This window comes from Pseudomonas sp. MOIL14HWK12:I2 (assembly GCF_000510745.1).
Lineage (GTDB): Bacteria > Pseudomonadota > Gammaproteobacteria > Pseudomonadales > Pseudomonadaceae > Chryseomonas > Chryseomonas oryzihabitans.
The window spans coordinates 170,564-196,090 of the sequence record NZ_AZOA01000008.1 but is presented as its reverse complement, the minus strand read 5'-3'; the positions used below and the strand labels follow the sequence as shown (position 1 = coordinate 196,090).

The 25,527-nt window shown below is 65.7% G+C and carries 27 protein-coding genes, 3 tRNA genes and 1 pseudogene; 18 read left to right on the top strand and 13 right to left on the bottom strand.

Features of this window, described 5'->3' with window-relative positions:
* Positions 1 to 151 precede the first annotated feature (151 nt).
* The 5 genes and pseudogenes from PSK12I2_RS0106055 to PSK12I2_RS0106040 all read right to left on the bottom strand — a co-directional run bounded on the left by PSK12I2_RS0106055 (position 152) and on the right by PSK12I2_RS0106040 (position 5,500).
* Positions 152 to 1,621, bottom strand: a complete 1,470-nt coding sequence (locus PSK12I2_RS0106055; RefSeq protein ID WP_027597681.1) for a chemotaxis protein CheW — start codon at positions 1,619 to 1,621, stop codon at positions 152 to 154.
* Positions 1,618 to 3,708 (bottom strand): PAS domain-containing methyl-accepting chemotaxis protein, encoded by a 2,091-nt coding sequence (locus PSK12I2_RS0106050; protein ID WP_371100360.1) that lies wholly within the window; start codon positions 3,706 to 3,708, stop codon positions 1,618 to 1,620. Before PSK12I2_RS0106050 ends, PSK12I2_RS0106055 begins: the two co-directional genes overlap by 4 nt.
* A pseudogene (locus PSK12I2_RS25425) lies at positions 3,706 to 4,092 on the bottom strand (PAS domain-containing protein); the annotation flags it as partial. The gene PSK12I2_RS0106050 and the pseudogene PSK12I2_RS25425, both read right to left, overlap by 3 nt.
* 142 nt (positions 4,093 to 4,234) lie before the next feature.
* Complete coding sequence (locus PSK12I2_RS0106045) at positions 4,235 to 5,020, bottom strand: sulfite exporter TauE/SafE family protein (protein WP_027597679.1); 786 nt, start codon at positions 5,018 to 5,020, stop codon at positions 4,235 to 4,237.
* Positions 5,021 to 5,137: 117 nt separating this feature from the next.
* Positions 5,138 to 5,500, bottom strand: a complete 363-nt coding sequence (locus PSK12I2_RS0106040; RefSeq protein ID WP_007162187.1) for a hypothetical protein — start codon at positions 5,498 to 5,500, stop codon at positions 5,138 to 5,140.
* Between the two features lie 165 nt (positions 5,501 to 5,665).
* Between PSK12I2_RS0106040 and PSK12I2_RS0106035 the strand changes: the two genes are divergently transcribed.
* The 3 genes from PSK12I2_RS0106035 to PSK12I2_RS0106025 all read left to right on the top strand — a co-directional run bounded on the left by PSK12I2_RS0106035 (position 5,666) and on the right by PSK12I2_RS0106025 (position 6,434).
* Positions 5,666 to 5,869, top strand: a complete 204-nt coding sequence (locus tag PSK12I2_RS0106035) for a hypothetical protein (protein WP_007162186.1) — start codon at positions 5,666 to 5,668, stop codon at positions 5,867 to 5,869.
* A 76-nt stretch (positions 5,870 to 5,945) separates the two neighbouring features.
* Positions 5,946 to 6,074, top strand: coding sequence for a hypothetical protein (locus tag PSK12I2_RS25195; RefSeq protein ID WP_007162185.1), 129 nt, complete (start codon positions 5,946 to 5,948; stop codon positions 6,072 to 6,074).
* Positions 6,075 to 6,251: 177 nt separating this feature from the next.
* Positions 6,252 to 6,434 carry a hypothetical protein gene (locus PSK12I2_RS0106025; protein ID WP_007162184.1) on the top strand — a complete coding sequence of 61 codons (183 nt, stop codon included), beginning with the start codon at positions 6,252 to 6,254 and terminating at the stop codon, positions 6,432 to 6,434.
* A 95-nt stretch (positions 6,435 to 6,529) separates the two neighbouring features.
* Here PSK12I2_RS0106025 and PSK12I2_RS0106020 read toward each other — a convergent pair.
* From PSK12I2_RS0106020 to PSK12I2_RS0106010, 3 genes are all read right to left on the bottom strand, one after another.
* A tRNA-Leu gene (locus PSK12I2_RS0106020) sits at positions 6,530 to 6,614 on the bottom strand.
* 51 nt (positions 6,615 to 6,665) lie between these two features.
* Positions 6,666 to 6,741, bottom strand: a tRNA-His gene (locus PSK12I2_RS0106015).
* A gap of 35 nt (positions 6,742 to 6,776) precedes the next feature.
* Positions 6,777 to 6,853: transfer RNA gene (locus tag PSK12I2_RS0106010), tRNA-Arg, on the bottom strand.
* Between the two features lie 247 nt (positions 6,854 to 7,100).
* On the opposite strand from PSK12I2_RS0106010, the gene folD reads away from it, so the two are divergent.
* Positions 7,101 to 7,955: a bifunctional methylenetetrahydrofolate dehydrogenase/methenyltetrahydrofolate cyclohydrolase FolD gene (gene folD, locus PSK12I2_RS0106005; protein ID WP_007162183.1), complete on the top strand. Its 855-nt coding sequence runs from the start codon at positions 7,101 to 7,103 to the stop codon at positions 7,953 to 7,955.
* Between the two features lie 42 nt (positions 7,956 to 7,997).
* Here the strand turns inward: folD and PSK12I2_RS0106000 are convergent, their stop codons facing one another.
* A complete protein-coding gene (locus PSK12I2_RS0106000) occupies positions 7,998 to 8,843 on the bottom strand; it encodes a glycine betaine ABC transporter substrate-binding protein (protein WP_371099721.1) in 846 nt (281 codons plus the stop codon).
* Between the two features lie 269 nt (positions 8,844 to 9,112).
* Here PSK12I2_RS0106000 and PSK12I2_RS0105995 point away from each other — a divergent pair, with 269 nt between their 5' ends.
* Together PSK12I2_RS0105995 and PSK12I2_RS0105990 are read left to right on the top strand one after the other, a co-directional pair.
* On the top strand, positions 9,113 to 10,423 hold the full coding sequence (locus PSK12I2_RS0105995) for an alpha/beta fold hydrolase (RefSeq protein ID WP_027597678.1): 1,311 nt from the start codon (positions 9,113 to 9,115) through the stop codon (positions 10,421 to 10,423).
* A 97-nt stretch (positions 10,424 to 10,520) separates the two neighbouring features.
* Complete coding sequence (locus tag PSK12I2_RS0105990) at positions 10,521 to 11,237, top strand: VacJ family lipoprotein (protein WP_223855461.1); 717 nt, start codon at positions 10,521 to 10,523, stop codon at positions 11,235 to 11,237.
* A 3-nt stretch (positions 11,238 to 11,240) separates the two neighbouring features.
* Here PSK12I2_RS0105990 and PSK12I2_RS0105985 read toward each other — a convergent pair whose 3' ends face one another.
* The gene (locus PSK12I2_RS0105985; protein WP_027597676.1) at positions 11,241 to 12,377 is read right to left on the bottom strand and encodes a patatin-like phospholipase family protein; all 1,137 of its coding nucleotides are present in this window, start codon (positions 12,375 to 12,377) and stop codon (positions 11,241 to 11,243) included.
* Positions 12,378 to 13,313 (bottom strand): lipid A biosynthesis lauroyl acyltransferase, encoded by a 936-nt coding sequence (locus tag PSK12I2_RS0105980; protein WP_027597675.1) that lies wholly within the window; start codon positions 13,311 to 13,313, stop codon positions 12,378 to 12,380.
* 151 nt (positions 13,314 to 13,464) lie between these two features.
* Here PSK12I2_RS0105980 and minC point away from each other — a divergent pair, with 151 nt between their 5' ends.
* The 6 genes from minC (at position 13,465) to PSK12I2_RS0105950 (ending at position 18,175) form a co-directional block, all read left to right on the top strand.
* Entirely contained in the window at positions 13,465 to 14,220 is a 756-nt protein-coding gene (gene minC / locus PSK12I2_RS0105975) for a septum site-determining protein MinC (RefSeq protein ID WP_027597674.1), read from the top strand.
* 134 nt (positions 14,221 to 14,354) lie between these two features.
* Entirely contained in the window at positions 14,355 to 15,173 is an 819-nt protein-coding gene (gene minD / locus PSK12I2_RS0105970; RefSeq protein ID WP_027597673.1) for a septum site-determining protein MinD, read from the top strand.
* Entirely contained in the window at positions 15,170 to 15,424 is a 255-nt protein-coding gene (gene minE / locus PSK12I2_RS0105965; protein WP_007162175.1) for a cell division topological specificity factor MinE, read from the top strand. Before minD ends, minE begins: the two co-directional genes overlap by 4 nt.
* Before the next feature lie 116 nt (positions 15,425 to 15,540).
* Positions 15,541 to 16,176, top strand: a complete 636-nt coding sequence (locus PSK12I2_RS0105960) for an RluA family pseudouridine synthase (protein ID WP_027597672.1) — start codon at positions 15,541 to 15,543, stop codon at positions 16,174 to 16,176.
* A gap of 43 nt (positions 16,177 to 16,219) precedes the next feature.
* Positions 16,220 to 16,798, top strand: a complete 579-nt coding sequence (locus PSK12I2_RS0105955; protein ID WP_027597671.1) for a trans-aconitate 2-methyltransferase — start codon at positions 16,220 to 16,222, stop codon at positions 16,796 to 16,798.
* 87 nt (positions 16,799 to 16,885) lie between these two features.
* Positions 16,886 to 18,175: a M18 family aminopeptidase gene (locus tag PSK12I2_RS0105950; RefSeq protein WP_027597670.1), complete on the top strand. Its 1,290-nt coding sequence runs from the start codon at positions 16,886 to 16,888 to the stop codon at positions 18,173 to 18,175.
* A 7-nt stretch (positions 18,176 to 18,182) separates the two neighbouring features.
* Here the strand turns inward: PSK12I2_RS0105950 and phnR are convergent, their stop codons facing one another.
* Positions 18,183 to 18,920, bottom strand: a complete 738-nt coding sequence (phnR, locus tag PSK12I2_RS0105945; RefSeq protein WP_027597669.1) for a phosphonate utilization transcriptional regulator PhnR — start codon at positions 18,918 to 18,920, stop codon at positions 18,183 to 18,185.
* 182 nt (positions 18,921 to 19,102) lie between these two features.
* Between phnR and PSK12I2_RS0105940 the strand changes: the two genes are divergently transcribed.
* The 6 genes from PSK12I2_RS0105940 to PSK12I2_RS0105915 are packed head-to-tail and all read left to right on the top strand — an operon-like array spanning position 19,103 to position 24,204.
* A complete protein-coding gene (locus PSK12I2_RS0105940) occupies positions 19,103 to 20,164 on the top strand; it encodes an ABC transporter substrate-binding protein (protein ID WP_027597668.1) in 1,062 nt (353 codons plus the stop codon).
* A gap of 4 nt (positions 20,165 to 20,168) precedes the next feature.
* Positions 20,169 to 20,966, top strand: coding sequence for an alkaline phosphatase family protein (locus tag PSK12I2_RS0105935; protein ID WP_027597667.1), 798 nt, complete (start codon positions 20,169 to 20,171; stop codon positions 20,964 to 20,966).
* Positions 20,963 to 21,796: an ABC transporter permease subunit gene (locus PSK12I2_RS0105930; RefSeq protein WP_027597666.1), complete on the top strand. Its 834-nt coding sequence runs from the start codon at positions 20,963 to 20,965 to the stop codon at positions 21,794 to 21,796. Before PSK12I2_RS0105935 ends, PSK12I2_RS0105930 begins: the two co-directional genes overlap by 4 nt.
* A complete protein-coding gene (locus tag PSK12I2_RS0105925; protein ID WP_027597665.1) occupies positions 21,783 to 22,568 on the top strand; it encodes an ABC transporter permease in 786 nt (261 codons plus the stop codon). The genes PSK12I2_RS0105930 and PSK12I2_RS0105925 overlap by 14 nt, the downstream gene beginning before the upstream one ends.
* On the top strand, positions 22,565 to 23,554 hold the full coding sequence (locus tag PSK12I2_RS0105920) for an ABC transporter ATP-binding protein (RefSeq protein ID WP_027597664.1): 990 nt from the start codon (positions 22,565 to 22,567) through the stop codon (positions 23,552 to 23,554). Before PSK12I2_RS0105925 ends, PSK12I2_RS0105920 begins: the two co-directional genes overlap by 4 nt.
* The gene (locus PSK12I2_RS0105915; RefSeq protein ID WP_027597663.1) at positions 23,551 to 24,204 is read left to right on the top strand and encodes an HAD family phosphatase; all 654 of its coding nucleotides are present in this window, start codon (positions 23,551 to 23,553) and stop codon (positions 24,202 to 24,204) included. Before PSK12I2_RS0105920 ends, PSK12I2_RS0105915 begins: the two co-directional genes overlap by 4 nt.
* 173 nt (positions 24,205 to 24,377) lie before the next feature.
* On the opposite strand, the gene PSK12I2_RS0105910 is transcribed toward PSK12I2_RS0105915, so the two are convergent.
* Complete coding sequence (locus PSK12I2_RS0105910) at positions 24,378 to 25,340, bottom strand: NAD(P)H-quinone oxidoreductase (RefSeq protein ID WP_027597662.1); 963 nt, start codon at positions 25,338 to 25,340, stop codon at positions 24,378 to 24,380.
* Between the last annotated feature and the right edge of the window lie 187 nt (positions 25,341 to 25,527).

The window sequence follows — 25,527 nt, the reverse complement described above, 5'->3', positions numbered from 1 at the left end:
CAGCGCCGATCGCGCACCCAGCCTGGCATCGGAGGGAAAACCCGAGCGGCTCTAGCCTGCCGCTGCCGCTTCGATGATGGCGCCCGGCAGCGCCGGACCAGCGGGCCGGAGATCCGTTACCCGACCGCTCAGCGAAGCGACGGGCGGTAGGTCAGATCGCCGCGGCCAAGGGCTCCGGCAGGGTCTGGCGTGGCTGGCCTTCCAGGCGCCGTGCCAGGGCGCCGAGGTCGATCAGGGTCGCCTGGCGACTGTTGCCCGGAGCCCCTACCCCTACCCAGCTCTGCGCCCGCTGCGCCGGCACCGCTCCGCCCTCACCCGGCAACTGCCAGCTGCGCGCCAGGGCATCGGCGCGCAATTCGGTAAAGGCCTCGATAGCCTCCACCCGCTGCACCACGAAGCCCAGGCGCTGGCGCTGCCCTTCCACCACGATCACCTGATCGCCGGGGCCGGGAGCGATCGCCACCGCGCCGGCGAGGGTGCGCAGGCACACCAGGGTGATCTGCTGGCCGCGGACCTCCATCACCCCCAGCAGCCGCGGATCCCGCTGACCGAGGCGCAGGAAGTGCGCCGGCAGCGGCAGGACCTCGGCCACCTGCTCCAGCGGTACGGCGAACAGCAGTTCGGCGAGAAAGGTCAGGCACGGCTGACGTCGCACCTGGCGGCGCTTTTCGCGCAACAGGTCGCGATCGGTGCGATAGATCCGCGCATAGGCGACCGCCGCCTCCTGGCACCCCAGGGCCAGATGATCGATCACGATTGCCGCCTCGCCGTCCGCGGCGCTGAATACCCCACGCAACAGCGCCGGCTGCTCCAGGCCAAAGCCCAGCAGTGGCGCACACTGCGCCGGATCCCGGCGCCACATGCCAAGCAGCCGCTGGAAACCGAAGGCGACCCGATACTGGCCCTGGTCACCCGCCGCCAGCACCAGCAGCTGCTCATGGTGACCGTTCGCCGGCGTGGCCAGGCCGAGCAGCTCGGACAGCTCCAGCACCGGCAGGGCCTGGCCCCGCAGCTGCACCTGGTGGCGACAGCTGTCGCTGGCGAATTCGCTGGGGGTCAGTTGCGGTCGATCCACCAGCTCCTGCACCACCGCCGCGTCCAGGCACAGGCGGCGCCCGTCGCACTCGAACAGCAGATAGAGGCGCTCCCCTTCCTTGCCGCGGGCAACCTGCTGCCGCGTCGACGGCACGTCGGCACTGACCTCGAAGCCCGGCAAGGCGGCCAGGGCGTCCAGGTCCAGCAGGTGCACCAGCCGACCGCTGTCCGGGCGCAGGTACACCCGCCCCAGCAGGCGTCCAGGCGCCCCATGCAACCGTACGATGACGTCATCCGCCAGACCGAGGAGATCCACCACGCCATCGATGGCCAGGCCGAAGCGTCCACCGCCCTGGCGGATCACGGCGATCCGCCGCTCGCCCTCGCCCGCCGGCAGCCCCAGCAGGCGATGACCGTCCACCAGCGGCAGCGGCTGGCCGCCCAGCTCGAAGAGGCCGAGCAGCCAGGGCACCGGACTCGGATGAGGGGCCAGGCGCTCCGGCCAGGGCACCACGCGTTCCAGGGCCTGGGCGGACAGGGCGACTTCCAGTTCGCCGATCCGCACGACGCCCTGGATCGCGGTCACGATCGCGCTCCCCCGGTCACCGGCGTGAGCGTGGTGGCCGCGTCCAGCTCCTGGATCAGTTGATTGACCCGCGCCGCATCCTCGAGCTGGGCCGCGGTGGAGCCGTTGATGGCCTCGATGGACTGCTGGGTCTTGCCCACCCCTTCGGCGATCAGGCCAAAGGCCTCGCCCACGCTGCGCGAGATCTCGCTGCCCTGGGCGATGCTCTTGACCGACTCCAGGATCAGCTTGTTGATCTCCTTGGTCGCCTGGGACGACTTCTCGGCCAGCTTGCGCACCTCGTCGGCCACCACCGAGAAGCCCAGTCCGTGTTCGCCGGCGCGGGCCGCCTCGATGGCGGCGTTGAAGGCCAGCATGTTGGTCTGGTTGGCGATGTCGCTGATCACCTGAACGATGTCCTGGATGCCCCCGGCGGTGGTGCCTATGGCCTCCATGGCGTCCAGCGAGCGGCCCAGGGTCAGGGAGCCGCGCTCGGCTTCCTCCAGGGTGCGTCGAGCCATGCGGTTGGCGTCGTCGGTGGTCTCGGCGATCTGGTTGATGGAGCGGGTCAGGGCATGCAGCGAGAGATTCATCTGCTCGATCTTCTGCCGCAGGTGCTGCTCCAGCTCCACCTGGCGCGTGATATCGGTGGCGAACTTCACCACCTTGTGCACCTGACCGTCGGCGTCGAAGATGGGGTTGTAGGTGGCCTGGATCCAGATGCGCTGGCCGAACTTGCTCAGCCGCATGAAGCGTCCGCCAAACACCTCGCCCTGGGCCAGCCGCGCCCAGAACTCGCGGTATTCGCCGGAGGCGACGTGCTCCGCCTCGCAGAAGATGCGGTGATGCTGGCCGCGGATCTCTTCCAGGCGATAACCCAGGGTCGCCAGGAAGTTGCGGTTGGCTTCGAGGATCTTGCCGGTCAGGTCGAATTCGATCACCGCCTGGCCGCGGTCGACGGCCGCCACCTTGCCCGCATAGTCGCTGTTGCGAATCTGGCTCTCGGTGATGTCCACGGCGAACTTCACCACCTTGCACGGCTTGCCGTCGGCGTCGAAGATCGGGTTGTAGGTGGCCTGGATCCAGATCTCCTCGCCCCGGCTGTTGCGTCTCTTGTACACCCCGGCGTCGAATTCGCCCCGCGCCAATTTATCCCAGAACAGCCGGTACTCCGCGGAACGGGCATAGTCGTCGGGACAGAAGATGCGGTGGTGCTTGCCCACCACTTCATCGGCCTGGTAACCCAGGGCAAGCAGGAAGTTGCGGTTGGCGGTGATTACCGTGCCGTCGAGGGAGAACTCGGCGATGGCCTGGGAGCGGTCGATGGCCGCCACCTTGCCTTCGTAGTCGCTGTTGCGCAGCTGACTCTCGGTGACGTCGCTGGCGAACTTGACCACCTTGTACGGCTTGCCCTCGGCATCGAGGATAGGGTTGTAGGTGGCCTGGATCCACACCTGGCGGCCGTCGCTGGCGCGTCTCTTGTACAGCCCGGTATCGAAGTCGCCGCGGCCGAGCTTCTCCCAGAACAGCCGATAGCCCGGTGAGCGGGCAAGCTCGGGTTCACAGAAGATCCGGTGATGCTTGCCGCGCACCTCGTCCAGGCTGTAACCCATGGCCGACAGGAAATTCTCGTTGGCGGTCAGGATATTGCCGTGCAGATCGAATTCGATCACCGCCTGGGCACGATCGATGGCGGCCATCTTGCCTTCGAACTCCGCGGCCTGCAGTTGCGCATCGGTGACATCGGTGGCGAACTTCACCACCTTGTAGGGCCTACCGTCGCTGTCGAGGATGGGGTTGTAGGTGGCCTGGATCCAGATCGGCCGGCCATCGCGGCGGATGCGCTTGTAGACGCCGGTATCGAAGACGCCCTGCCCCAGGCGATTCCACAGCAGGGCGTATTCCGCCGAGCGCGCATAGTCGGCCGGGCACATCAGGCTGTGATGACGCCCGCGCAGCTCGTCCAGCGCATAGCCGGTCATGCCAAGGAAATTGTCGTTGGCCCAGAGCACGTTGCCCTGCAGATCGAATTCGATCACCGCCTGGGAACGATGGATGGCCTCGATCTTGCCCTCGTACTCGACCGCCTGCAGGCGCGCCTCGGTAATGTCGGTGGCGAACTTGATGATGCGCTGCGGGCGCCCTTGCGCATCCAGCAACGGATTGTAGGTGGCGCGGATCCACTTCAGGCTGCCGTCCTTGTGCCTGCGGCGATAGACGCCGCTATGGAATTCGCCGCGCCCCAGCGTTGCCCAGAAGTCCTGATAGTCGTCGCTTTCCGCTACCCCGGGCGGGCAGAACAGCCGGTGATGCCGCCCACTGATCTCCTCGAGACGATAGCCGAAGGTCTCCAGGAAGTTGTCGTTGGCGTGCAGCACATTGCCCTGCAGATCGAATTCGATCACCGCCAGGGAGCGGTCCAGCGCCTGGCGCAGCACGTGATAGGCAGAGGCATCGTCAACAGCGGCGAATTCGGCAGTGGCGGAGGACATGGGACAGCTCCAGGAAAGGACTCGGCGATCAGGTTATCGGCAATCGCGATAACAGTTTTAATACCGCCTATCCTAGAGATGTTTTGCACTAGCGGATCGCCAGTAGTCGTCCGATGAACGACCTTAAGTTTTCCATCTAGGTTCAGACCACCAGCTTGGTGCCTATGACCAGCAGCATGACCGCCAGGCAGGGCCGCAGGACAGCGTCCGGTACCCGTCCGGAGAGATGACTGCCCAGGAAGATGCCCGGCAGCGAACCCAGCAACAGAAAGCCCAGGACATGCCAGTCCAGATTGCCCAGGCCGGCGTGTCCCAGCCCTGCCACCAGTGTCAGGGGGACCGCATGGGCGATCTCGGTGCCGACCAGACGCCGGGTCGCCATCAGCGGATAGAGCAGAAAGAGCGCCACCGTACCCAGGGCACCCGCGCCGATGGAGGTCAGGGTCACCATGAAGCCCAGTACCGCGCCGGTCAGGACCGTCAGGGCATTGAGCCGCCCGGCGCTCAGGTGGAATCTGTCGCCGGCATGGCGGCTGGCAAAGACGAAGATCTGCTTTTTGAACAGGATGGCCAGGGCCGTCAGCAGCAACACGATGCCGAGGGCATGCTTGATCAGTGTATTGGTCGCCTGCTGATCACCGGGTAGCAGGGCCAGGGCGAGCAGCGTCAGGGCCGCCGCGGGCACGCTGCCGGCGGCCAGCCAACCGGTCACCTTCCAGTCGATGTTGCTATTGCGCTGGTGGACGAAGACGCCGCCCGCCTTGGTGATGGCGGCATAGAGCAGATCGGTCCCCACCGCTGCGGCCGGATTGATCCCGAACCAGAGCAGGATGGGCGTCATCAGCGAGCCACCGCCCACCCCTGTCATGCCGACGATGAAGCCAACCACCAGCCCCGCGACCACGAAGCCCATCGACCCTACTTCCATTACAGCCCCAATTGCCGTTGTCGGCTCATCTTGCGGCCGCACAGAATAACCACTCAGGTTATGCCGACCTATATGAAAAGAGTCTTTGCTTATAACCGAAAACGCTAAACCAGGGGATCATCGGCCCTGGTGGGCATTCAGATAGGCCGCCACCTCGTCGTCGCCATAGCCGGCGCGCCGCGCATGGGTTTCGATGGCGGCGCGACAGGCAGGGTCGGTGATGGTCGCTGGTAGGGTGGACCCGCACGGCGTCAGGGCTGCCTGGGCCAGGAAGCTCGCGAGATCCTGCTTGTGTTCGTCGGCGACGGGATGGGTACCCGTGGTGGGTGCATGGGCCGCTACCGGCGGCGTGGTGGTGGCCACCACGGCCGGCTCGCTGCCGGTCGAGTCGCTGCGATGGGTAGTGGCCACCGCGGCGATCACCAGCAGGCCGAAACCTGCGGTCAGCACCAGCAACTTGCGCGTCGAATTCCCGCTCATGATCTGTTCTTCCCTCTATAAAGCTGACATCTCGGACCTGAAAACGACATGAGCTGCCGAAAGTCCGACTTTTGACCAATCAAGTCAGACAATATTTTTCCCACCTGTGTTCAGTCGAAGCTCCCCCATGCCACACTCCGAAGCGTCAGGAGATAGGAGCGGCTCATGCAGCAGAAGGATTTCATCGGGCCCCGCCTGCGCCAGCTCAGTGCGGATCTCTCGCTCGCCGATCGGCTGGCGGAGAGCGCCCAGGTCGATCTCAACGCCGATCTCAAGCGCCGGGTTCGCGAAGACCTGGAACAGGCGCTGCGCGAAGTGGGTCAGCTCAGCGAAGAACAGACGCTCTGGCTGAACTGGGCGAACAGCTAGCCTTGATGCGACCGGTGTCGTCGCGCTGTAACGCGCGGTTGCTATCTGTAGCGGCATCTACCTTCTGGAGCCCAGCATGAAAGCGGAATACGAAATCAGTGATGACATCGCCCAGTTCGTGGGCGGCGCCTTGATCAGCCTGGTCCTGATCAGTGGCGGAGCCCTCGGCGGCGCCTTCTTCCTGCTGACCTCAACACTCAACTGACCGTTGGTCGCCACCTCCTGCCAGACCCGCCCTGGGGCGCGGCCGTCCCTGACCGGCTGCGCGGCCAGCGGCGCCGCCGCCACTCGTCCGGGCTCTCCAGGCAGCTTGCATTACCCGCCCAGCGCATTATCTTGAAGGTGCCAATAACAATTAGTGCATACGGCAAGAGGTCGGATCATGCGAACCCAATTGACCCGCTCGATCACCCTGTTCGACAGCGCCATCGATCAGTCCGCCACGGCAGGCTCGCCGCCGCCCGTGTGCCACAGGCGCACCGCGCAACGCTGGACCCGGGCCCTGCTGTTCGGCACTTCGTTGGCCTTCGCCCTCTGCGCGCCGCTGCTGCGGCATCTGCACTGAGGTCCGGCGCCGGCGCTAGCGATCCTCTGGCCGCCCGCTAAATCGCGGGCACAAAAAAACCGGCACTGGGCCGGTCTCTTGCTGTGCATCTTGATTGGTGCGGACGGAGAGACTCGAACTCTCACACCTTGCGGCGCCAGAACCTAAATCTGGTGTGTCTACCAATTCCACCACGTCCGCGAGACGCTTGAAACACGAACGCCAGACACAAGGTCTGGCGTTCGCTAAATATGGGGTGGACGATGGGAATCGAACCCACGACACCAGGAGCCACAATCCTGTGCTCTACCAACTGAGCTACGCCCACCATATCTTACCTGCTTGCCGTCGCCGAACCGCCAATGGCGCGCCCGGCAGGACTCGAACCTGCGACCATCCGCTTAGAAGGCGGATGCTCTATCCAGCTGAGCTACGGGCGCCTGTTACGGCAGCTGCCCTAGCAGAGACTTCCTTGGTGAGAAGCCTCTTGCCTGGCCCTTGTCAGTGACTTGGGCTGTGCTCGGCAAGCGGGGCGAATGTTATAAAGCTCGCGCAGGTCCGTCAACTAATTTTTTAAAAATTTTTAAGCAGAAGAATGAGTTAGCCGCCGCAGAGGCTTCTCTGTTGCGAGCGGGCCCGTCCATGCGAAAATAGCCGACCCTTTTCCGTCACCACCAGAAATCGCCCATGACCGCCCAACTGATCGACGGCAAGTCCATTGCCGCCCGCCTGCGCCAGGATATTGCCCAGCGAGTCTCTCAACGTCGTAGCGCCGGACTGCGCGCCCCTGGCCTCGCCGTCATCCTGGTCGGCGACGATCCCGCCTCGCGCGTCTATGTGGCGCACAAGCGCAAGGACTGCGAAGAGGTCGGTTTCGACTCCTATGCCCATGACCTGCCGGCCACTACCAGCCAGGCCGAGCTGGAAGCCCTGATCGATCGTCTGAATGACGACACCGGCGTCGACGGCATCCTGCTGCAACTGCCCCTCCCCGCCCACCTGGACGCCACCGGGTTGCTGGAGCGCATCCGCACCGACAAGGACGTGGACGGCTTCCACCCCTACAATTTGGGCCGGCTGGCGCAGCGCAATCCCCAGCTGCGCCCCTGCACGCCCAAGGGCATCATGACCCTGCTGCACAGCACCGGCGTCGACCTCTATGGTCTGGATGCGGTGGTCGTCGGCGCCTCCAATATCGTCGGCCGCCCCATGGCGCTGGAATTGCTGCTGGCCGGCTGCACCACCACCGTGACCCACAGGTTCACCCGCTCCCTCGAGCACCATGTCAGCCAGGCCGACCTGGTGGTGGTTGCCGTGGGCAAGCCCGGACTGGTCAAGGGTGAATGGATCAAGCCCGGCGCCATCGTCATCGACGTCGGCATCAATCGTCAGGCCGATGGCCGCCTGGTCGGCGACGTCGAATACGAAAGCGCCTGCGAACGCGCCAGCTGGATCACCCCGGTCCCGGGTGGCGTCGGCCCCATGACGCGGGCCTGCCTGCTGGAAAACACGCTGTACGCGGCCGAGCAGCTGCACAGCTAGCAAAACGGGCCCCGCGGGGCCCGTTCTTCATTCGGCCAACCCTCAGGGCAGCCAGGACTTCACGCGATCCGGATGGGCAGCGATCCAGGCCTTGGCGGCTTCTTCCGGCTTCTTGCCTTCTTCCACGGCCAGCATCACCTCGTTCACCTCACCCGGCTGCCAGGCGAATTTCTTCAGGAAATCCCAGACCGGCTTGGCCTTGGCTTCGAGGGCCGGGTTGGCCACAGTGTCCACATGCTCGGAGCCACCGAACACGCCCTTGGGATCTTCGAGGAACTTGAGCTTCCACTTGGCGAACATCCAGTGCGGCACCCAGCCCGTCACCACGACCGGCTTCTGATCCTTTTCCGCCCGGGTCAGCTCGGCGATCATGCCGCTGCCCGAACTGGCCACCAGCTTGTAGTCCAGACCGTAGTCCTTGATCGCCTGGTCGGCCTTGAGCATGACCCCGGCACCGGCGTCGATACCGACGATCCGGCCGCCGAAGTCGGCCTTCTGCGCCTGCAGATCGGCGATGCTGTTGGCCTTGACGTACTCCGGCACGATCAGACCGATCTTGGCGTCGGGGGTGTTGACGTTCAGATCGACCACCTGGTCCTTCATCTTCTCGTAGTAGGCGCCGTGGGTGACCGGCAACCAGGCGGAGAGCATGGCGTCGAGCTTGCCGCGCGCGACCCCCTGCCACATGATGCCGGCGGCAACCGGCATGAGCTTGACCTCATAGCCCAGATTCTGGCGGATCACTTCAGCTGCGGTATGGGTCGTGGCCACGCTATCGGCCCAGCCATCGACATAGCCGATGGTGATTTCCGGCTTGGCCGCCTGGGCCAGGCTCATGGCCGAGGTCAGCGCAACACCGAGTCCTATTCCCAACAGTTTCTTCACCATGCTCATGCAGCAGTCCTCTCGCTATGGAAGTCGGGCGGTTGCCCCACCCCCATCATTCGGGCAATGCAAGATGGCCACTACCGCCTGGACGACGCATAACGACCGGTTAGCGACAAGAGCTGCACTTTTCGCGACATCCGATGTCGCTTGACGCAGCCCGTCGACCGCTCTGTAATCGACGCCTCGCATAAACCTTCGCTTGCCGATGCAACCTATCGGCGAGTCGTTGTCTTACCTACGCTCTCAAGCCCTCTGAAAGGACTCTGTCCATGCGTCTTCCGTTGCGCGTCGCCGCCCTGCTGGGCGCGCTGTTTTCCGGCCTCTGGGGTACCGCGCACGCGGCCGCCGAAGTGGATGCCGCCACCTATGGCTATCCACTGGTCAATCCTTTCGAAGCCACCATCGTCACCACGCCGGAAAAATTCCGCCCCGAGCTGCCGCCCGAAAGCACCATCGACCAGGATGACTACAGTCTCAACCTGCGTCCGGAGCGGGAATACCAGCTGCCTGGCAACTTCTGGCCGGTCAAGAAGTTTCACTACCGCCTCGCCCGCCAGGACCATCCTGCGCCGCTGATCTTCCTGATCGCCGGCACCGGGGCCAACTATTCCTCCAGCACCCAGGAATACCTCAAGCGGCTGTATTACGCGGCCGGCTACCACGTGGTGCAGCTGTCTTCGCCCACCAGCTGGGACTTCATGGTGTCGGTGTCGCGTACGGCCACCCCGGGCTACACCCCGCACGATGCCGAGGACCTCTATCGGGCCATGCAGGCGGTGCGCGCCCAGCATCCCAAGCTGCCGGTCACCGACTACTACCTGACCGGCTACAGCCTGGGTGGCCTGGACGCCGCCTTCGTGTCCTACCTGGACGAGAGCCAGCGCAGCTTCAACTTCAAGAAGGTGCTGATGGTCAATCCGCCGGTCAATCTGCTGACCTCGGTACGCAACCTGGATCGCCTGGTGCAGACCGAGGTGAAGGGCGTCACCAACAACCGCACCTTCTACGAGCTGATCCTGTCCAAGCTGACCCGCTACTTCCAGGAAAAGGGCTACGTCGACTTCAACGACGCCGTGGTGCGCGACTTCCAGCGCTCGCCGGAGCGGCTGAGCAACGAAGAACTGGCCATGCTGATCGGCTCGTCCTTCCGCTTCTCGGCAGCCGACATCGCCTTTACCTCCGACCTGATCAACCGTCGCGGCCTGATCACCCCGCCGACCTACCCGATCAGCGAGGGCACCAGCCTGACGCGCTTCTTCGCCCGTTCGCTGCAGTGCGACTTCGACTGCTACATGACCGAGCAGGTGATGCCGTTCTGGCAAAAGAACTTCAAGGGGCAGAACCTCGACGATCTGGCGCGCAAGTCCAGCCTCACCGCGCTGGAAGACTATCTGAAGAGCAGCCCGAAGATCGGCGTCATGCACAATGCCGACGACATCATCCTCGGCCCGGGCGACCTCGGTTTCCTGCGCAAGACCTTTGGCGATCGCTTGACCGTCTATCCCCACGGCGGCCATTGCGGCAATCTCAACTACCGCGTCAACGCGAACGCCATGCTGGAGTTCTTCGCCCGTGGTTAAGTCCCTGCTCGCTCTTCTCCTGATGGCCAGTGCCTCGGTATTCGCTGCCGAATCGAGCCCGCCGCCCTCCTCCTCCCTGACCATCGGCTCGGACACCATGCCGGCCGCGCCCGTGGGCGCCGACGGCTTCAGCAATCCGCTGTCGACCCTCAAGTACAACCCGGGGCTGGACCAGCGCGAATTCGAACGGGCGTCACTGGTGGCACTGGACGTCTACGACCCCTTCGAATCCTGGAACCGCCACGTCTACCACTTCAACTATCGGCTGGACGAGTGGGTCCTGCTGCCGGTGGTCAATGGCTATCGCTATATCACCCCGCGCTTCGTCCGCTCGGGCGTGAGCAATTTCTTCAGCAACCTGGGCGACGTCAACAACCTGCTCAACAGCCTGCTGCAGTTCAAGGGCCGCCGCGCCCTGGACACCACCGGCCGGCTGCTGCTCAACACCACCGTGGGGGTGTTCGGCCTGTGGGATCCGGCGACCCGCGTCGGGCTGATCAAGCAGCCGGAAGACTTCGGCCAGACCCTGGGCTTCTATGGCGTGGGTGACGGCCCCTTCCTGATGCTGCCGATCCTCGGCCCGTCCAACCTGCGCGACACCGGTGGCCTGGCGGTGGACTTCGCCGCCGAGGCGCAGATCAACTTCCTCAACGTCAGCGACGAGAGCAGTCGTCATCCGGAGATCATGGTGCTGCGCGGCATCAACCTCAGGTACGTGACCGACATGAGATACGGCCAGCTCAACTCGCCCTTCGAGTACGAGAAGATCCGCTACTTCTACACCAAGGCGCGGGAACTGCAGATCGCCGAATAAGGCCTAGGCGCCGGCGAGAAAGGCCCGCAGCTCCGGTAGGCGGGCCTGGGCATCGGCCCGTCCCAGCGCCATGAGTTCCTGGCAGTAGGCCGCCTCGAACAGCAGATAGCTGAGCAGTGCACTGCCCGAAGGCCGGTTCACCCCGACGCCGCGCAGCAACTGCCGCAAGGCCGGCGGCAGGCGCTTGCGATGGTGGGTGGCGATATCCGCCAGCGGCTGGCTGGGCGCGATCACCAGCATCTCCACGGGACGGCAGAACCGACCGCTGACCGGATCCCCCGCCGGCAGCGCACTGCTCAGCAGATTGAGACGCCGCAGGGTTTCGGTGTCGCTGTCCAGGGCATCGACGAAGGTGCTGTTGAGCAGGTGGCCGCCGATCTGCGCCACCGTCGGCGGCCGACCCTGCAGGCCGTGCTCGTGCCCCCCGGGCGCGCCGAGCCCTATGACCAGGATGCGATCCGCCCCCAGATGCAGCGCCGGACTGATGGGCGCCGTCTGCCGCACCGAGCCATCGCCCAGGTATTCACGCCCCACCTTCACCGGCGGAAAGAACAGCGGAATGGCCGTGCTGGCGAGCAGGTGGTCGACCGCCAGCCGCGCCGGAACCCCGACGCGCCGGTGGCGAAACCAGGGATCCAGGGCGCCATGACTCTGGTAGAAGGTCATCGCCTGGCCCGAGGCGTAACCGAACGCCGTGACTGCCACGGCGCGCAGGGCGCGCTGGCGCAAGGCGGCGGTGATGCCGGAGAAATCCAGCTCGCGGCTGAGCAGGGCTCGCAGCGGGGCGTTGTCGAGCAGGGCCAGGGGTTCCTGGCGCCAGGCGCCGAACAGCGTCTGCAGCCCGAAGCGCGCAGCCTGGCGGGTCGCCCCGGCCCAGTCGCTGCGATAGATCATCGCCGTGTCCAGCCCTGCCCAGACCGCCGCCAGGCGATCCACCGCGCGGCCGAAATCCAGGGCGCCACAGCCCAGCACGGCGGCGTTCAGCGCCCCCGCCGAGGTACCGACGAGAATCGGAAAGGGATTGTCGGAACGGACCGCCAGGGTGTCCGCCACCACCTGCAGCACCCCGACCTGATAGGCGGCCCGCGCGCCACCGCCGGCCAGTATCAGCCCCGTGCGCCCTTCGCCGCCCAGACTCATCTAGCGTTTCTTCTTCGGATAGAGCTTGGGCTCACCGGCCGGGCGGGTCTTGAAGCGCCGGTGGGCCCAGAGGTACTGCTCGGGCAACTGGCTGACGCAGCGCTCCACCCACTGGTTGATGCGCAGGCAGTCGGCTTCCTCGCTGTCGCCAGGGAAGTCGGCCAGCGGCGGATGGACCACCAGGCGATAACCCGAACCATCCGCCAGGCGTTCCTGGGTGAAGGGCAGCACCCTGGCCCGCCCCAAACGGGCGAACTTGGTGGTGGCCGTCACCGTCGCCGCCTGGATGCCGAACAGCGGCACGAAGAGGCTCTGCTTGGCGCCGTAGTCCTGATCCGGCGCGTACCAGATGGCACGACCGGCGCGCAGCACCTTGAGCATGGCGCGCACGTCCTCGCGCTCGATGGCGGTGGCGTCCAGGTTGTGGCGCTCGCGACCACGGCGCTGGATGAAGTCGAACACCGGATTCTTGTGCTGGCGGTACATGCCATCGATGGTGTGCCGCTGACCGAGCAGCGCCGCACCGATTTCCAGGGTGGTGAAATGCAGCGCCATGAGGATCACGCCCTGCCCGTCGCGCTGGGCGGCCTGCAGGTGCTCGAGGCCTTCGATATGCGCCAGCCGGGCCAGGCGCTGCCGCGGCCACCACCAGCTCATGGCCATCTCCAGCAGGGCCATGGCGCTGCTGGCGAAGTTGCGCCGGAGCAAGCGGTCGCGGGCCTGCTCGTCGAGCTGGGGAAAGCAGAGTTCCAGATTGCGGCGGGCGATGGCCCGCCGCTGCCCGGCGACGTGATAGAAGATCCAGCCGAGTCCCCGGGCCAGACGCAGCAGCACGGCGTAGGGCAGTTGCACCAGCAGCCAGAGCAGACCGAGCCCTAGCCAGAGCGGCCAATAACGTGGATTGAGAAAGGCGAGGCGGAAAGACGGCCGCTCCATCGGAACTCCTGCATGAAAAAGTCGCGCCATTCTACAGGCCTCGCGCAGATTTCCCGTAGCCTTCACAGTCACGGCCCCCCGCACCCGGTGAGGGTTGCGACACGCGGGGCATCCCGCTATAAGTCCCGCCATCCAAGCACAAGTACCCACCATGACCGCAGCCGATCCTTCCGAAAGCGACTCCGTCTTCCAGCTCAAGGGCAACATGCTCGCCGTGACCGTGCTGGAGCTTCTCCGCAACGACCTGGGGCGCCTGGACCGGCAACTGGCCCAGAAGGTCGCCCAGGCCCCCAACTTCTTCCAGGAAACGCCGCTGGTGCTGGGCCTGGACAAGCTTGCCGAGGATGCCGGCCCGCTCGACCTGGGCGCCCTCCTCGATCTCTGCCGCCGCCACGGTCTGCGCACCCTGGCCCTGCGTGCCAGCCGCAGCGGGGACCTGGCCGCCGCCAACGACTACGACCTGCCGATCCTGCCGCCCAGCTCCGGCGGCCGCGAGCGCCAGGTCGAACCACGCGATCGCGAACCGGTGAAGCCGGCGGAACCGCCCAAACCGGTCGTACCGCCCGCCCCGCCGATCAATCCGACCAAGATCATCACCGCACCGGTGCGCGGCGGCGTGCAGCTCTATGCTCCGGCCGGTGATCTGGTGGTGCTGGCACCGGTCAGCCCGGGCGCCGAACTGCTCGCCGACGGCAATATTCATGTCTACGGCCCCATGCGCGGCCGGGCACTGGCCGGCGTCAAAGGTGATACTAAAGCGCGGATTTTCTGCCAGCAGCTGACCGCGGAACTGCTCTCCATCGCCGGCCAGTACAAGGTCGCCGAAGACCTGCGACGCCATCCACAATGGGGCAATCCGGTACAGGTCAGCCTGGTGGGAGATGTGTTGAACATCACCCGTCTTTAACGGATACTTCCGCGAATTTTTCGCAGTTGGCGCCTAAGCCGCCAACGGCAACACGAAGCGCGACACTGCCTGCAATCTCGTCACCGAGGGCACCGAGTCGCTTCAGTTATTACTTTCGATCAAGGTGAATCAGTTTGGCCAAAGTACTCGTAGTCACCTCCGGCAAGGGCGGCGTCGGCAAGACCACCAGCAGCGCCGCCATCGGTACCGGTCTCGCCCTGCGCGGCCACAAGACCGTCATCGTCGACTTCGACGTCGGCCTGCGTAACCTCGACCTGATCATGGGCTGCGAGCGCCGTGTGGTGTACGACTTCGTCAACGTGATCAACAACGAAGCCACCCTGACCCAGGCCCTGATCAAGGACAAGCGTCTCGAGAACCTGTTCGTGCTGGCCGCCAGCCAGACCCGTGACAAGGACGCCCTGACCCAGGATGGCGTCGAGCGCGTGATCAACGAACTCAAGCAGACCTTCGATTTCATCGTCTGCGATTCCCCCGCCGGCATCGAGAAGGGTGCCCACCTGGCGATGTACTTCGCCGACGAGGCCATCGTGGTGACCAACCCCGAAGTCTCCTCGGTCCGCGACTCCGACCGCATGCTCGGCCTGCTGGCCAGCAAGTCGCGGCGCGCGGAAAAGGGCGAGGAAGCCATCAAGGAACACCTGCTGCTGACCCGCTACAACCCCGAGCGCGTGACCAAGGGCGAAATGCTCGGCGTCGAGGACGTGGAAGAGATCCTGTCCATTCGCCTGTTGGGCGTGATCCCCGAATCCCAGGCGGTGCTCAAGGCGTCGAACCAGGGTATTCCGGTGATTCTCGACGAACAGAGCGACGCCGGTCAGGCCTACAGTGATACCGTGGAGCGACTGCTCGGCAAGGAAGTGGCCTATCGCTTCCTCGACGTGAAGAAGAAAGGCTTCCTGCAACGTCTGTTCGGGGGTGGTGGCGAATGAGCATCTTCGACTTCTTTCGCGATCGGAAGAAGCAGAACAGCGCTTCGATAGCCAAGGAGCGGCTGCAGATCATCGTGGCCCACGAACGTGGGCGCCACGAGCAGCCGGACTATCTGCCGCAACTGCAGAAGGACCTGCTGGAAGTGATCCGCAAGTACGTGCCCATCGAGCAGGACCAGATCCAGGTCGAACTGGAAAACCAGGGCAGCTGCTCGATCCTCGAACTCAACATCACCCTGCCCGACCGCTAAGGCGCGTCTTGCAGGACAGCGGCGGCCCCAGGGCCGCCGTTGGCGTTTAAGCCATGTCGAATCCGCTGCGCCCGTCAGGCGCGGGCCGGCTTCGCAAGCAGGCCCCCAGGAAGCCCATGCCCCTCTCCAACATCCGTATCATTCACCAGGACGACGCCCTGCTGGTGGTCGACAAGCCCACCCTGCTGCTGTCGGTCCCCGGTCGCGCCGAAGACAACCGTGACTGCCTGGTGACCCGCCTACAGGAAAACGGCTATCCGGAGGCCCGTATCGTCCACCGCCTGGACTGGGAGACCTCCGGGGTCATCGTGCTGGCGCGGGATGCCGACAGCCACCGCGAGCTGTCCCGGCAATTCCATGACCGGGAAACGGAAAAGGCCTATAGCGCCCTCTGCTGGGGCGAGCCGGAGGCCAACAGCGGTCGCATCGAATTGCCGCTGCGCTACGACCCGCCGACCAAGCCGCGCCACGTGGTGGATCACCAACTGGGGCGCCATGCCCTGACCTTCTGGCAGGTGCTGGAGCGTCACGGTCACTACAGCCGGGTGGAACTCACCCCCATCACCGGCCGCTCCCACCAGTTGCGCGTCCATATGCTCAGCATCGGTCATCCGCTGCTGGGCGATCAGCTCTATGCCCAGGGCGAGGCGCTGGCGCTCCGGCCCCGCCTCTGCCTCCACGCCAGCCTGCTGACGCTGACCCATCCCGTCTCGGGCGAGCGGATGAGCTTTACCAGTCCCGCGCCTTTCTGATCCTTCGCTGGCCTACTGAGGCACTCGACCGGAGGAACGCCGCTTGTCGCAATGGACGTCCTACTACACCGCCACCGCCGCAGGCGGTCCGCGTGAGACCTTGCTGCAGGCGCTCTCGTCCTGGTCGAGTCCGCCAGGCTTGGCGCTGGACCTGGGCTGTGGCACCGGTCGCGACACCCTGGTGCTGCTGGAGCAGGGCTGGCAGGTGCTGGCCCTGGATGCCGAGCCCGAGGCCCTGAGCGCGCTGCGCGAGCGCACGCCGGCACTGCTACAGGGGCGCCTGGAAACCCGCCAGGCCCGCTTCGAGACGGTCACCCTCCCCCGCTGCGACCTCCTCAATTCCAGCTTCGCCCTGCCCTTCTGCGAACCGGTGCATTTCCCCGCGCTGTGGAACGGGATCACGGCGGCGGTCCGTCCGGGTGGTCTGTTCTGCGGCCAGCTCTTCGGCGAGCGGGACAGCTGGGCCAGCAAGGGCGTGACGGTAGTCGACGCCGCGGCCCTGCGGCGGTTGCTCCAGGACTGGGACGTCCTCCTGCACCGGGAAGAGGAAGAGGACGGCCATACCGCGGTCGGGCGGCCCAAGCACTGGCACATCCATCACCTGGTGCTGCAGCGCCGCTGAGCAAGGCGGTGCCGCTGGGCCCGGCGCTACGCTCGACTCCCCCGGGTCCAGAACCTAGACTGGACGCCTTGTCGTCCGGAGTCGTCCATGCGTACCGATCAGATCCAAGGCCTCATCGATTTCCTCGCCAGTTCCCCCACCCCCTTCCATGCCACCGCCACTCTCGCCCGCCGTCTCGAAGCCGCCGGCTACCAGCGCCTGGACGAGCGCGAGAGCTGGTCCGTGCAGCCGGGTGGCCGCTACTACGTCACCCGCAACGATTCCTCGCTGATCGCCGTACGCCTGGGCGCCCGACCCCTGGAGCGCGGTCTGCGCCTGGTCGGCGCCCATACCGACAGCCCCTGCCTCAAGGTCAAGCCGCAGCCGGAGTTGCAACGGCAGGGCTTCTGGCAACTGGGCGTCGAGGTCTACGGCGGCATGCTGATGGCGCCCTGGTTCGACCGCGACCTGTCCCTAGCGGGCCGGGTGACGTTTCGCGCCGGCGGCCGGGTGCAGAGTCGACTGATCGACTTCCGCAAGCCGCTGGCGATCATTCCCAACCTGGCCATCCACCTCAATCGCGAAGCCAACCAGGGCTGGGCCATCAATGCCCAGAACGAATTGCCGCCGATCCTGGCCCAGGTGCCGGCCGGCGAGCGACGCGACTTCCGCGCCCTGCTGGCCACCCGCCTGCAACAGGAGCACGGCCTCAACGACGCCGAGGTGCTGGATTTCGAACTGAGCTTCTATGACGTCCAGCCCGCTGCCCTGGTCGGCTTGGAAGACGATTTCATCGCCGCCGCGCGCCTGGACAATCTGCTGTCCTGCTATGCCGGTCTGGAGGCCCTGCTGGCCGACGAGGGCGACGAAAACGCCGTACTGGTCTGTACCGATCACGAGGAAGTGGGCTCCACCTCCTGCTGCGGCGCCGACGGCCCCTTCCTCGAACAGGTGCTGCAGCGCCTGCTGCCCGCCGGGGATGCCTTTACCCGCACCCTGCAGCGCTCGCTGCTGATCTCGGCCGACAACGCCCATGGCGTGCATCCCAACTACGCCGACAAGCACGATGGCAACCACGGCCCGAAACTGAACGCCGGGCCGGTCATCAAGGTGAATGCCAACCAGCGCTATGCCACCAGCAGCGAGACCGCGGCCTTCTTCCGCGACCTCTGCGAGCGCGAAGGGGTGCCGGTGCAGAGCTTCGTGGTGCGCAGCGACATGGGTTGCGGCTCCACCATCGGGCCCATCACCGCCGGACAGCTGGGCGTGCGCACCGTGGACATCGGCCTGCCCACCTTCGCCATGCACTCCATCCGCGAATTGGCCGGCAGCCACGACCTGGGCCATCTGATCAAGGTGCTGACGGCCTTCTATTCGAGCAGCGAATTGCCGCTCTGACGCCGGTCTAGTCCGGCACCTCGACCCTGACCTGGATGGCGTCGTGCCGCCAGAATTCCAGGTCGCAGTCGATCAGGCGTCCCTGCTGGTCGTGGTTGATGCGGGTGATGTGCAGCGCCGGACTGCCCTGGGCCACCCGCAGCGCCTGGGCCGCTTCCGGCAGCAGCGCCGTGGGCAGGATCTCGAAGCGCACCTCGCCGTAGCGGATATCGTAGCGGTCGCGATACAGCTCGGTGAGGGAGCGCTGCAGGTCGTGCTCCAGCAGGCCCGGGAAATAGGCGGCATTGAGGTAGTGCTCGACATAGAGCACCAGTCGGCCATCCACGCGGCGGACCCGGCGGATCTGATAGACGCTGGACAGCGCCGGCAACTCCAGCAGGCGGCAGATTTCCGCCGACGCCAGCATCTGCCGCGCCGCCAATACCTCGGTCGCCGGCACCCGCCCCTGGGCTTCCACCATCGCATGGAAATGGGTCCGCGCCAGGGGGTTGTACGACAGGCGCGGCGGGGCGACGAACCAGCCGCGGCGTTCCTCGCGATAGATCAGGCCCAGGGCTTCCAGTTGCAGCAGGGCTTCGCGCAGGGTGATGCGGGTGGTGGCGAAGAGTTCGCTCAGCTGGCGCTCGGACGGCAGGCGCTCCATGGGCGGCAACAGCCCATGGGCGATCTGCTCCTGCAGGGCCTGGCGGATGGCGCTGGCGCCTGGCGCACTTCTTTGGACTAGACCAGTTTCAGATTGGTGCACCCGTAACGCCTCGACTAGGGTTTGGTTGGAGACTAAGACGGCCAGATGACCGCTTGGTGACGACTGCAGCGCCCGTGCCAGCGGAGAACCTGGGCGGATTGCCATCAAATCGTCATACCCCGGTCCTAGATTGGCCTGTGTCTTGCTGACCTAGACCAAGCCCTAATCCCTGGAGCGCCCGTATGACCCGTCTGCTTGCTTCCCTGTTGGCCACAGCCGTTGCGGTACAGGCCGGTACCGCCTTCGCCGATACCGTCGATCTCAAAGCCCTCGAAGCCGCCGCCCGCAAGGAAGGCGAGGTGAACAGCGTCGGCATGCCCGATACCTGGGCGAACTGGAAAGGCACCTGGCAGGACCTTGAGCAGAAGTACGGACTCAAGCACCAGGATACCGACATGAGCTCCGCCCAGGAGATCGCCAAGTTCGCTGCCGAAGGCGAGAACGCCTCCGCCGACATCGGTGACGTCGGTGCTTCCTTCGGCCCCATCGCCGTGCAGAAGGGCGTTACCCAGCCCTACAAACCCAGCACCTGGGACCAGGTCCCGAGCTGGGCCAAGGACAGCGACGGTCACTGGGCGCTGGCCTACACCGGCACCATCGCCTTCATCGTCAACAAGCAGACCGTCAAGGACGTTCCCCATTCCTGGGCCGACCTGCTCAAGGGCAATTACAAGGTCACCATCGGCGACGTCAGCGCGGCCTCCCAGGCGGTGAGCGGCGTACTGGCGGCGGCCTATGCCAACGGCGGCGACGAAAAGAACATCAAGCCGGCGCTGGATTTCTTCGCCAAGCTGGCCAAGCAGGGCCGCCTGGCCTTCACCAACCCGGTGGTGGCCAACCTCGAGAAGGGTGAAGTGGAAGTCGGCGTGGTCTGGGACTTCAATGCCCTCAACTATCGCGACCAGATCGATCGTTCGCGCTTCGAGGTGCTGATCCCCTCCGATGGCTCGGTGACCTCCGGCTACACCACCATCATCAACAAGTACGCCAAGCACCCCAGCGCCGCCAAGCTGGCCCGCGAGTACATCTTCTCCGACGCCGGCCAGATCAACCTGGCCCAGGGCTATGCCCGACCGATCCGCGCCGAGCACCTGACCCTGCCGGCCGACGTCCAGGCCAAGCTGCTGCCCCAGGCGCAATACGCCAAGGCCCGCCCTATCGCCGATGCCAAGGCCTGGGAAGAGACCTCCAAGCGCCTGCCGCGGCTCTGGCAGGAACACGTTCTGATCAATATGCAGCAGTGACATCATGAAGGTTATCCTGGTCGTGCTGGACGGACTCGCCCTGAGGGTCGCCGAACACGGACTCGGCTTCCTCCAGGCGCTCTGCCTGGCCGGCCGGGGTCGCCTCTACCGGCTGGAATGCGAGTTGCCCTCGCTCTCTCGTCCGCTCTACGAATGCCTGCTCACCGGGGTGCCCCCGGTGCGCAGCGGCATCGTCCACAACGGCGTGGACCGGCTGTCCAACCAGACCAGCCTCTTCCACCTGGCCCGGGCCGCCGGCCTCACCACGGCGGCGGCGGCCTATCACTGGGTCAGCGAACTCTACAATCGCAGCCCCTTCGACCGGGCACGGGACAGGCACGTCAGCGACACCGCCCTGCCGATCCAGCACGGCCACTTCTATTACGCCGACCACTATCCGGATTCCCATCTGTTCGACGATGCCGAGCACCTGCGCCTGGCCCATGACCCGGACATCCTGCTGGTGCATCCGATGAACATCGACGATGCCGGTCACCGGCACGGGCTCTCCAGCCCCGAGTACCGCAACGCCGCGCGCCGCGCCGACGGTTTGCTGTCCCACTACCTGCCCGCCTGGCTGGACGCCGGCTACCAGGTGCTGGTGACCGCCGATCACGGCATGAACGACGACCGCAGTCACGGCGGGACGCTGCCGGAAGAACGCGAGGTGCCCCTGTTCGTCTTTGGCGCAGGCTTCTCCCTGGGCGAGGCGACGCCGCTGCAGGTGGAGCTCTGCGGCACCGTCTGCACGCTGCTGGGCCTCGCCCATGACAAGCCCCTGTGTCGGGAGCTGCTGGCATGAAGCGGCCCCGACTCGCCCTGCTGCTGATCCTGCCTTTCCTGCTGGTGTTCGGCGCCTTCCAGCTGGCGCCCCTGGCCTGGATCGCCTTCAACAGCTTCAACTCCAGCGAAAGCGGCTGGGGCCTGGGCAACTACGCCGAAATCCTCGGCTCGCCCTTCTACCTGCAGGCCATCCGCTTCTCCCTGGAGATTTCGCTCTGGTCCAGCGTCTGCGGCCTGCTGATCGCGCTGCTCGGCGCCTATTCGCTGACCCGGGTCGACTCGCGGCTGCGCGGCTTCGTAGTGGCCTTCACCAACATGACCAGCAACTTCGCCGGGGTGCCGCTGGCCTTCGCCTTCATCATCCTGCTGGGGATCAACGGCTGCCTGACCCTGGCGCTCAAGCAATTCGGGCTGATCGAAGGCTTCAACCTCTACACCAAGGGCGGCCTGATCCTCATCTACACCTACTTCCAGATTCCCCTGGGCGTGCTGCTGCTGTTCCCGGCCTTCGAAGCCCTGAAGCAGGACTGGCGCGACGCGGCGGCGCTGCTGGGTGCCGGCACCTGGCAATACTGGCGGCACATCGGCCTGCCGGTGCTCAGTCCGGCGCTGGTCGGCACCTTCATCATCCTGCTCGCCAACGCCCTGGGTGCCTACGCCACGGTCTATGCCCTTACCGTCGGCAACTTCAACGTGGTGCCGGTGCGCATCGCCGCCCTGGTCTCCGGCGACATCTATCTGGAGCCCAACCTGGCCGCGGCGCTGGCCATGCTGCTGGTGGCCTTCATGACCCTGATCACCCTCGTCCATCAATGGCTGCTGCGGCGGAGTCGTCATGTCCAGAGCTGAGCGCCTCTACCATCGGCTGGTGGTCTGGATCCTGTTCCTGATCCTGTTCACGCCCCTCGCCGCGACCCTTATATATTCCCTGGCCACCCAGTGGTCGGCGACCCTGCTGCCGGCGGGCTTCACCTTCAAGTGGTACCTGCAGCTGTGGAGCGATCCGCGCTTTCTCGCCGCCTTCGGTCGCTCCCTGGCGATCTGCTTTGGCGCCCTGGCGCTGTCCTGCGTGCTGATCCTGCCGACCATGTTCGCCGTCGCCTATCACTTCCCCCGGCTGGATGCGCTGATGAACGTGCTGATCCTCCTGCCCTTCGCCGTGCCGCCGGTGGTCTCGGCGGTGGGCCTGCTGCAGCTCTATGCGAGCGGGCCGCTGCCGCTGACCGGCACGCCCTGGATCCTGGTGTTCTGCTACTTCACCATCGCCCTGCCCTTCATGTACCGCGCCATCAGCAACAACCTCCAGGCGCTGAATCTGCGCGACCTGATGGACGCCGCCCACCTGCTCGGCGCCAGCTCCTGGCGCGCCGCCCTGCTGGTGGTGCTGCCCAATCTGCGCACCGGCCTGATGGTGGCGCTGTTCCTGTCCTTCTCCTTTCTCATCGGCGAATTCGTCTTCGCCAACCTGCTGGTGGGGACGCGCTACGAGACCCTGCAGATCTATCTCTACAACCTGCGCAACGGCAGCGGCCACCTGACCAGCGCCCTGGTGATCTCCTACTTCCTCGCGGTCCTGCTGCTGACTTGGATCGCTAATCGCCTGAATCGGGAGCGGACATGAGCTATCTCGCGGTCAAGGGACTGCACAAGCGCTACGGCGCCAATACCCTGTTCACCGACATCGAATTCCATGCGGAACAGGGCGAACTGGTGACCCTGCTCGGCCCCTCGGGTTGCGGCAAGTCCACCCTGCTGCGCTGCCTGGCCGGGCTCACCGAGGTCGATCGCGGCGCCATCGTGCTGGCGGGACAGGACATCACCCACCTGCCGCCGCAGCGCCGTGGCATCGCCATGGTGTTCCAGAGCTATGCGCTGTTTCCCAACATGACCGTGGCGCAGAACGTCGCCTTCGGCCTGCGCATGCAGCGCCTGGCGCGGGACGAAATCGAACAGCGGGTGCGCGAGGCCCTGACCCTGGTAGAACTGCAGGGCTTCGCCGAGCGCTATCCGCACCAGCTCTCCGGCGGCCAGTGCCAGCGCGTGGCCCTGGCGCGCTCGCTGATCGTGCGGCCGCGGCTGCTGCTGCTGGACGAACCCCTCTCGGCGCTGGATGCCCGCATCCGTCGCCACCTGCGCGAACAGATCCGCGCCATCCAGCAGGAGCTGGGCCTGACCACGGTGTTCGTCACCCACGATCAGGAAGAAGCCCTCACCCTGTCCGATCGCATCGTGCTGATGCGCGAGGGGCGCATCGTCCAGAGCGGCGATGCCGAGACCCTCTACACCGCACCGGTGGATGCCTTCGCCGCCGGCTTCATCGGCAACTACAACCTGCTCAGCGCCGACCAGGCCAGCCGCCTGTTCGGCCAGACCTTCCAGGGGCAGGTGGCGATTCGCCCCGAGGCCATCCGACTCGGCGTCGCCGGCGGTTTCAGCGGCCGCATCGTCGGTCACAGCCTGTTGGGCAACGTGATCCGCTACCGGATCGCCACCGAAGCCTGCGAACTCAATGTCGACGTTCTCAACCATGGGCCGACGGCCTTGCAGCCGAACGGCACAGCCGTCACCCTGGCCGTCGATTCCGACAGCCTGAGAGAAGTGGCATGACCCTGGCGATTTTCGATCTCGACGAAACCCTTATCGACGGTGACTGTTCCAGCCTGTGGAGCCAGCAGATGGGCGTGCTCGGCTGGGTCGACCGCGAGTCCTTCGTGCGGCGCGACAGCGAGCTGATGGCGGCGTACGCCCAGGGCGAGTTGGCCATGGAAGACTACATGGCCTTCCACCTCGAACCCCTGGTGGGCCGCACGCCCGAGGAAGTGGATTTCGAGGTCGGGCCCTGGGTCGAGGACGTCATCGAACCCCTGATCTTCAGCGACGCCATGAAGTGCATCGCCGCCCACCGCGCGGCCGGCGACCGGGTGATCATCGTCTCGGCTTCCGGGGTGCATCTGGTGGAGCCCATCGCCGAACGCCTCGGCGTGGAAGAAGTGCTGGCCATCGACCTGCAGGTCAATCACGGCGTCTACAGCGGCCAGGTGGAGGGCGTCATGACCTTTCGCGAAGGCAAGCTGACCCGCCTGCTGGAACTGCTCGGCGGCGACCGCAGCCTGCTGTCTGGCGCCAGCTTCTACTCCGACTCGCGCAACGACCTGCCGCTGCTCGAAGCGGTGGGCAAGCCGCACGTGGTCAACCCCGATCCGGTACTACGCGAGCGCGCGGCACAGGCTGGCTGGCCGATCCTCAGCTGGCGGTAGAGTCAGTCAGACACGTATGTTATCGCGGCCATGGGCCGCTCCTACAGAAGCATCACCCCTCGTAGGAGCGGCCCATGGCCGCGATAAAGACAGTTGCGCCTACAGCGGACTCGATCTGTAGGAGCGGCCGTAGCGGCGGACCGCCATGGCCGCGATAACCCTGGCCGTGGGTGCTACTCCAGCCCTTCGTCCAGCACCAGCACCACCTTGCCGTTCACCTCGTTGCTTTCCAGGGCAGCAAAGGCGGCTTCGGCGTTCTGGGCGGCGAAGCGGCGTTCCAGGTTGACGTTCAGCTTGCCTTCGGCGAACAGCGGCCACACCTTGGCCTCCAGGGATCTCATGGTCTTGGCCTTGAATTCCACGGATCTGTTGCGCAGCGTCGAGCCGATGATGCGGATGCGCTTGCCGAGCACCTTGCCCAGATCCATCTCGGCCTGGCGACCGCCCATGAGGCCGATCAGCACCCAGCGTCCGTCCTGGCCCAGCAGATCCAGATTGAGCGACGCATAGTTCGCGCCGACCGGATCGAGGATGACGTGGAAGGGGGCGAAATCGCGCAGCCCTTCCAGATCGGTCTTGCGCAGCACCCCGCCCTCGGCACCGAGGCGCTCGCAATGCGCCAGGCGATCCTGGGAGCCGACGCTGACCCAGCAGGGATTACCGAAGGCCTTGCACAGCTGGATGGCGGCCGAGCCGACGCCGCTGGCGCCGGCATGCAGCAGTACCTTTTCGCCCGGCTGCAGTGCGGCCAGATCGAACAGGTTGCTCCAGGCAGTCGCCCAGACCTCGGGCAGCGCCGCGGCCTCGATCAGCGACAGGCCTTCCGGCACTGAGGCCGCCTGACGCCCGTCCACCACCACCTCGCTGGCCATGCCACCGCCAGCCAGCAGCGCGCAGACGCGGTCACCGACCTGCCAGCGCGAATCCGCAGTGGTCTCGCTGACCACCCCGGCACATTCGAGGCCCAGGGTCGCCGGCGCGCCGGGCGGCGGCGGATAGTTGCCCGCCAGCTGCAGCAGGTCCGCGCGGTTGAGACCGGCAGCCGCCACCTTGATGCGAATTTCCCCAGGCGCCAGCGCGCGCGCGCTCAGTGACTGCCATTCCAGTTGCCCTTCGATACCTTGCAATGCGTTCACGGTGCCTCCATAGTGGCTCAGGCTTTGACGAAAAGCGCCTGCGCCGGCGGGTTCTGCGGGAGTCGAGCGGACCGGAAGACGCGGGGCTGTCACAGCCTTCCCCTCCGATCGCCGCTACCCTTAAGACCGCCGTCAGACGACTTTCGTCAGCGCCCGTCATACTTCCCCTGGCCGCGGAACCGCCCGG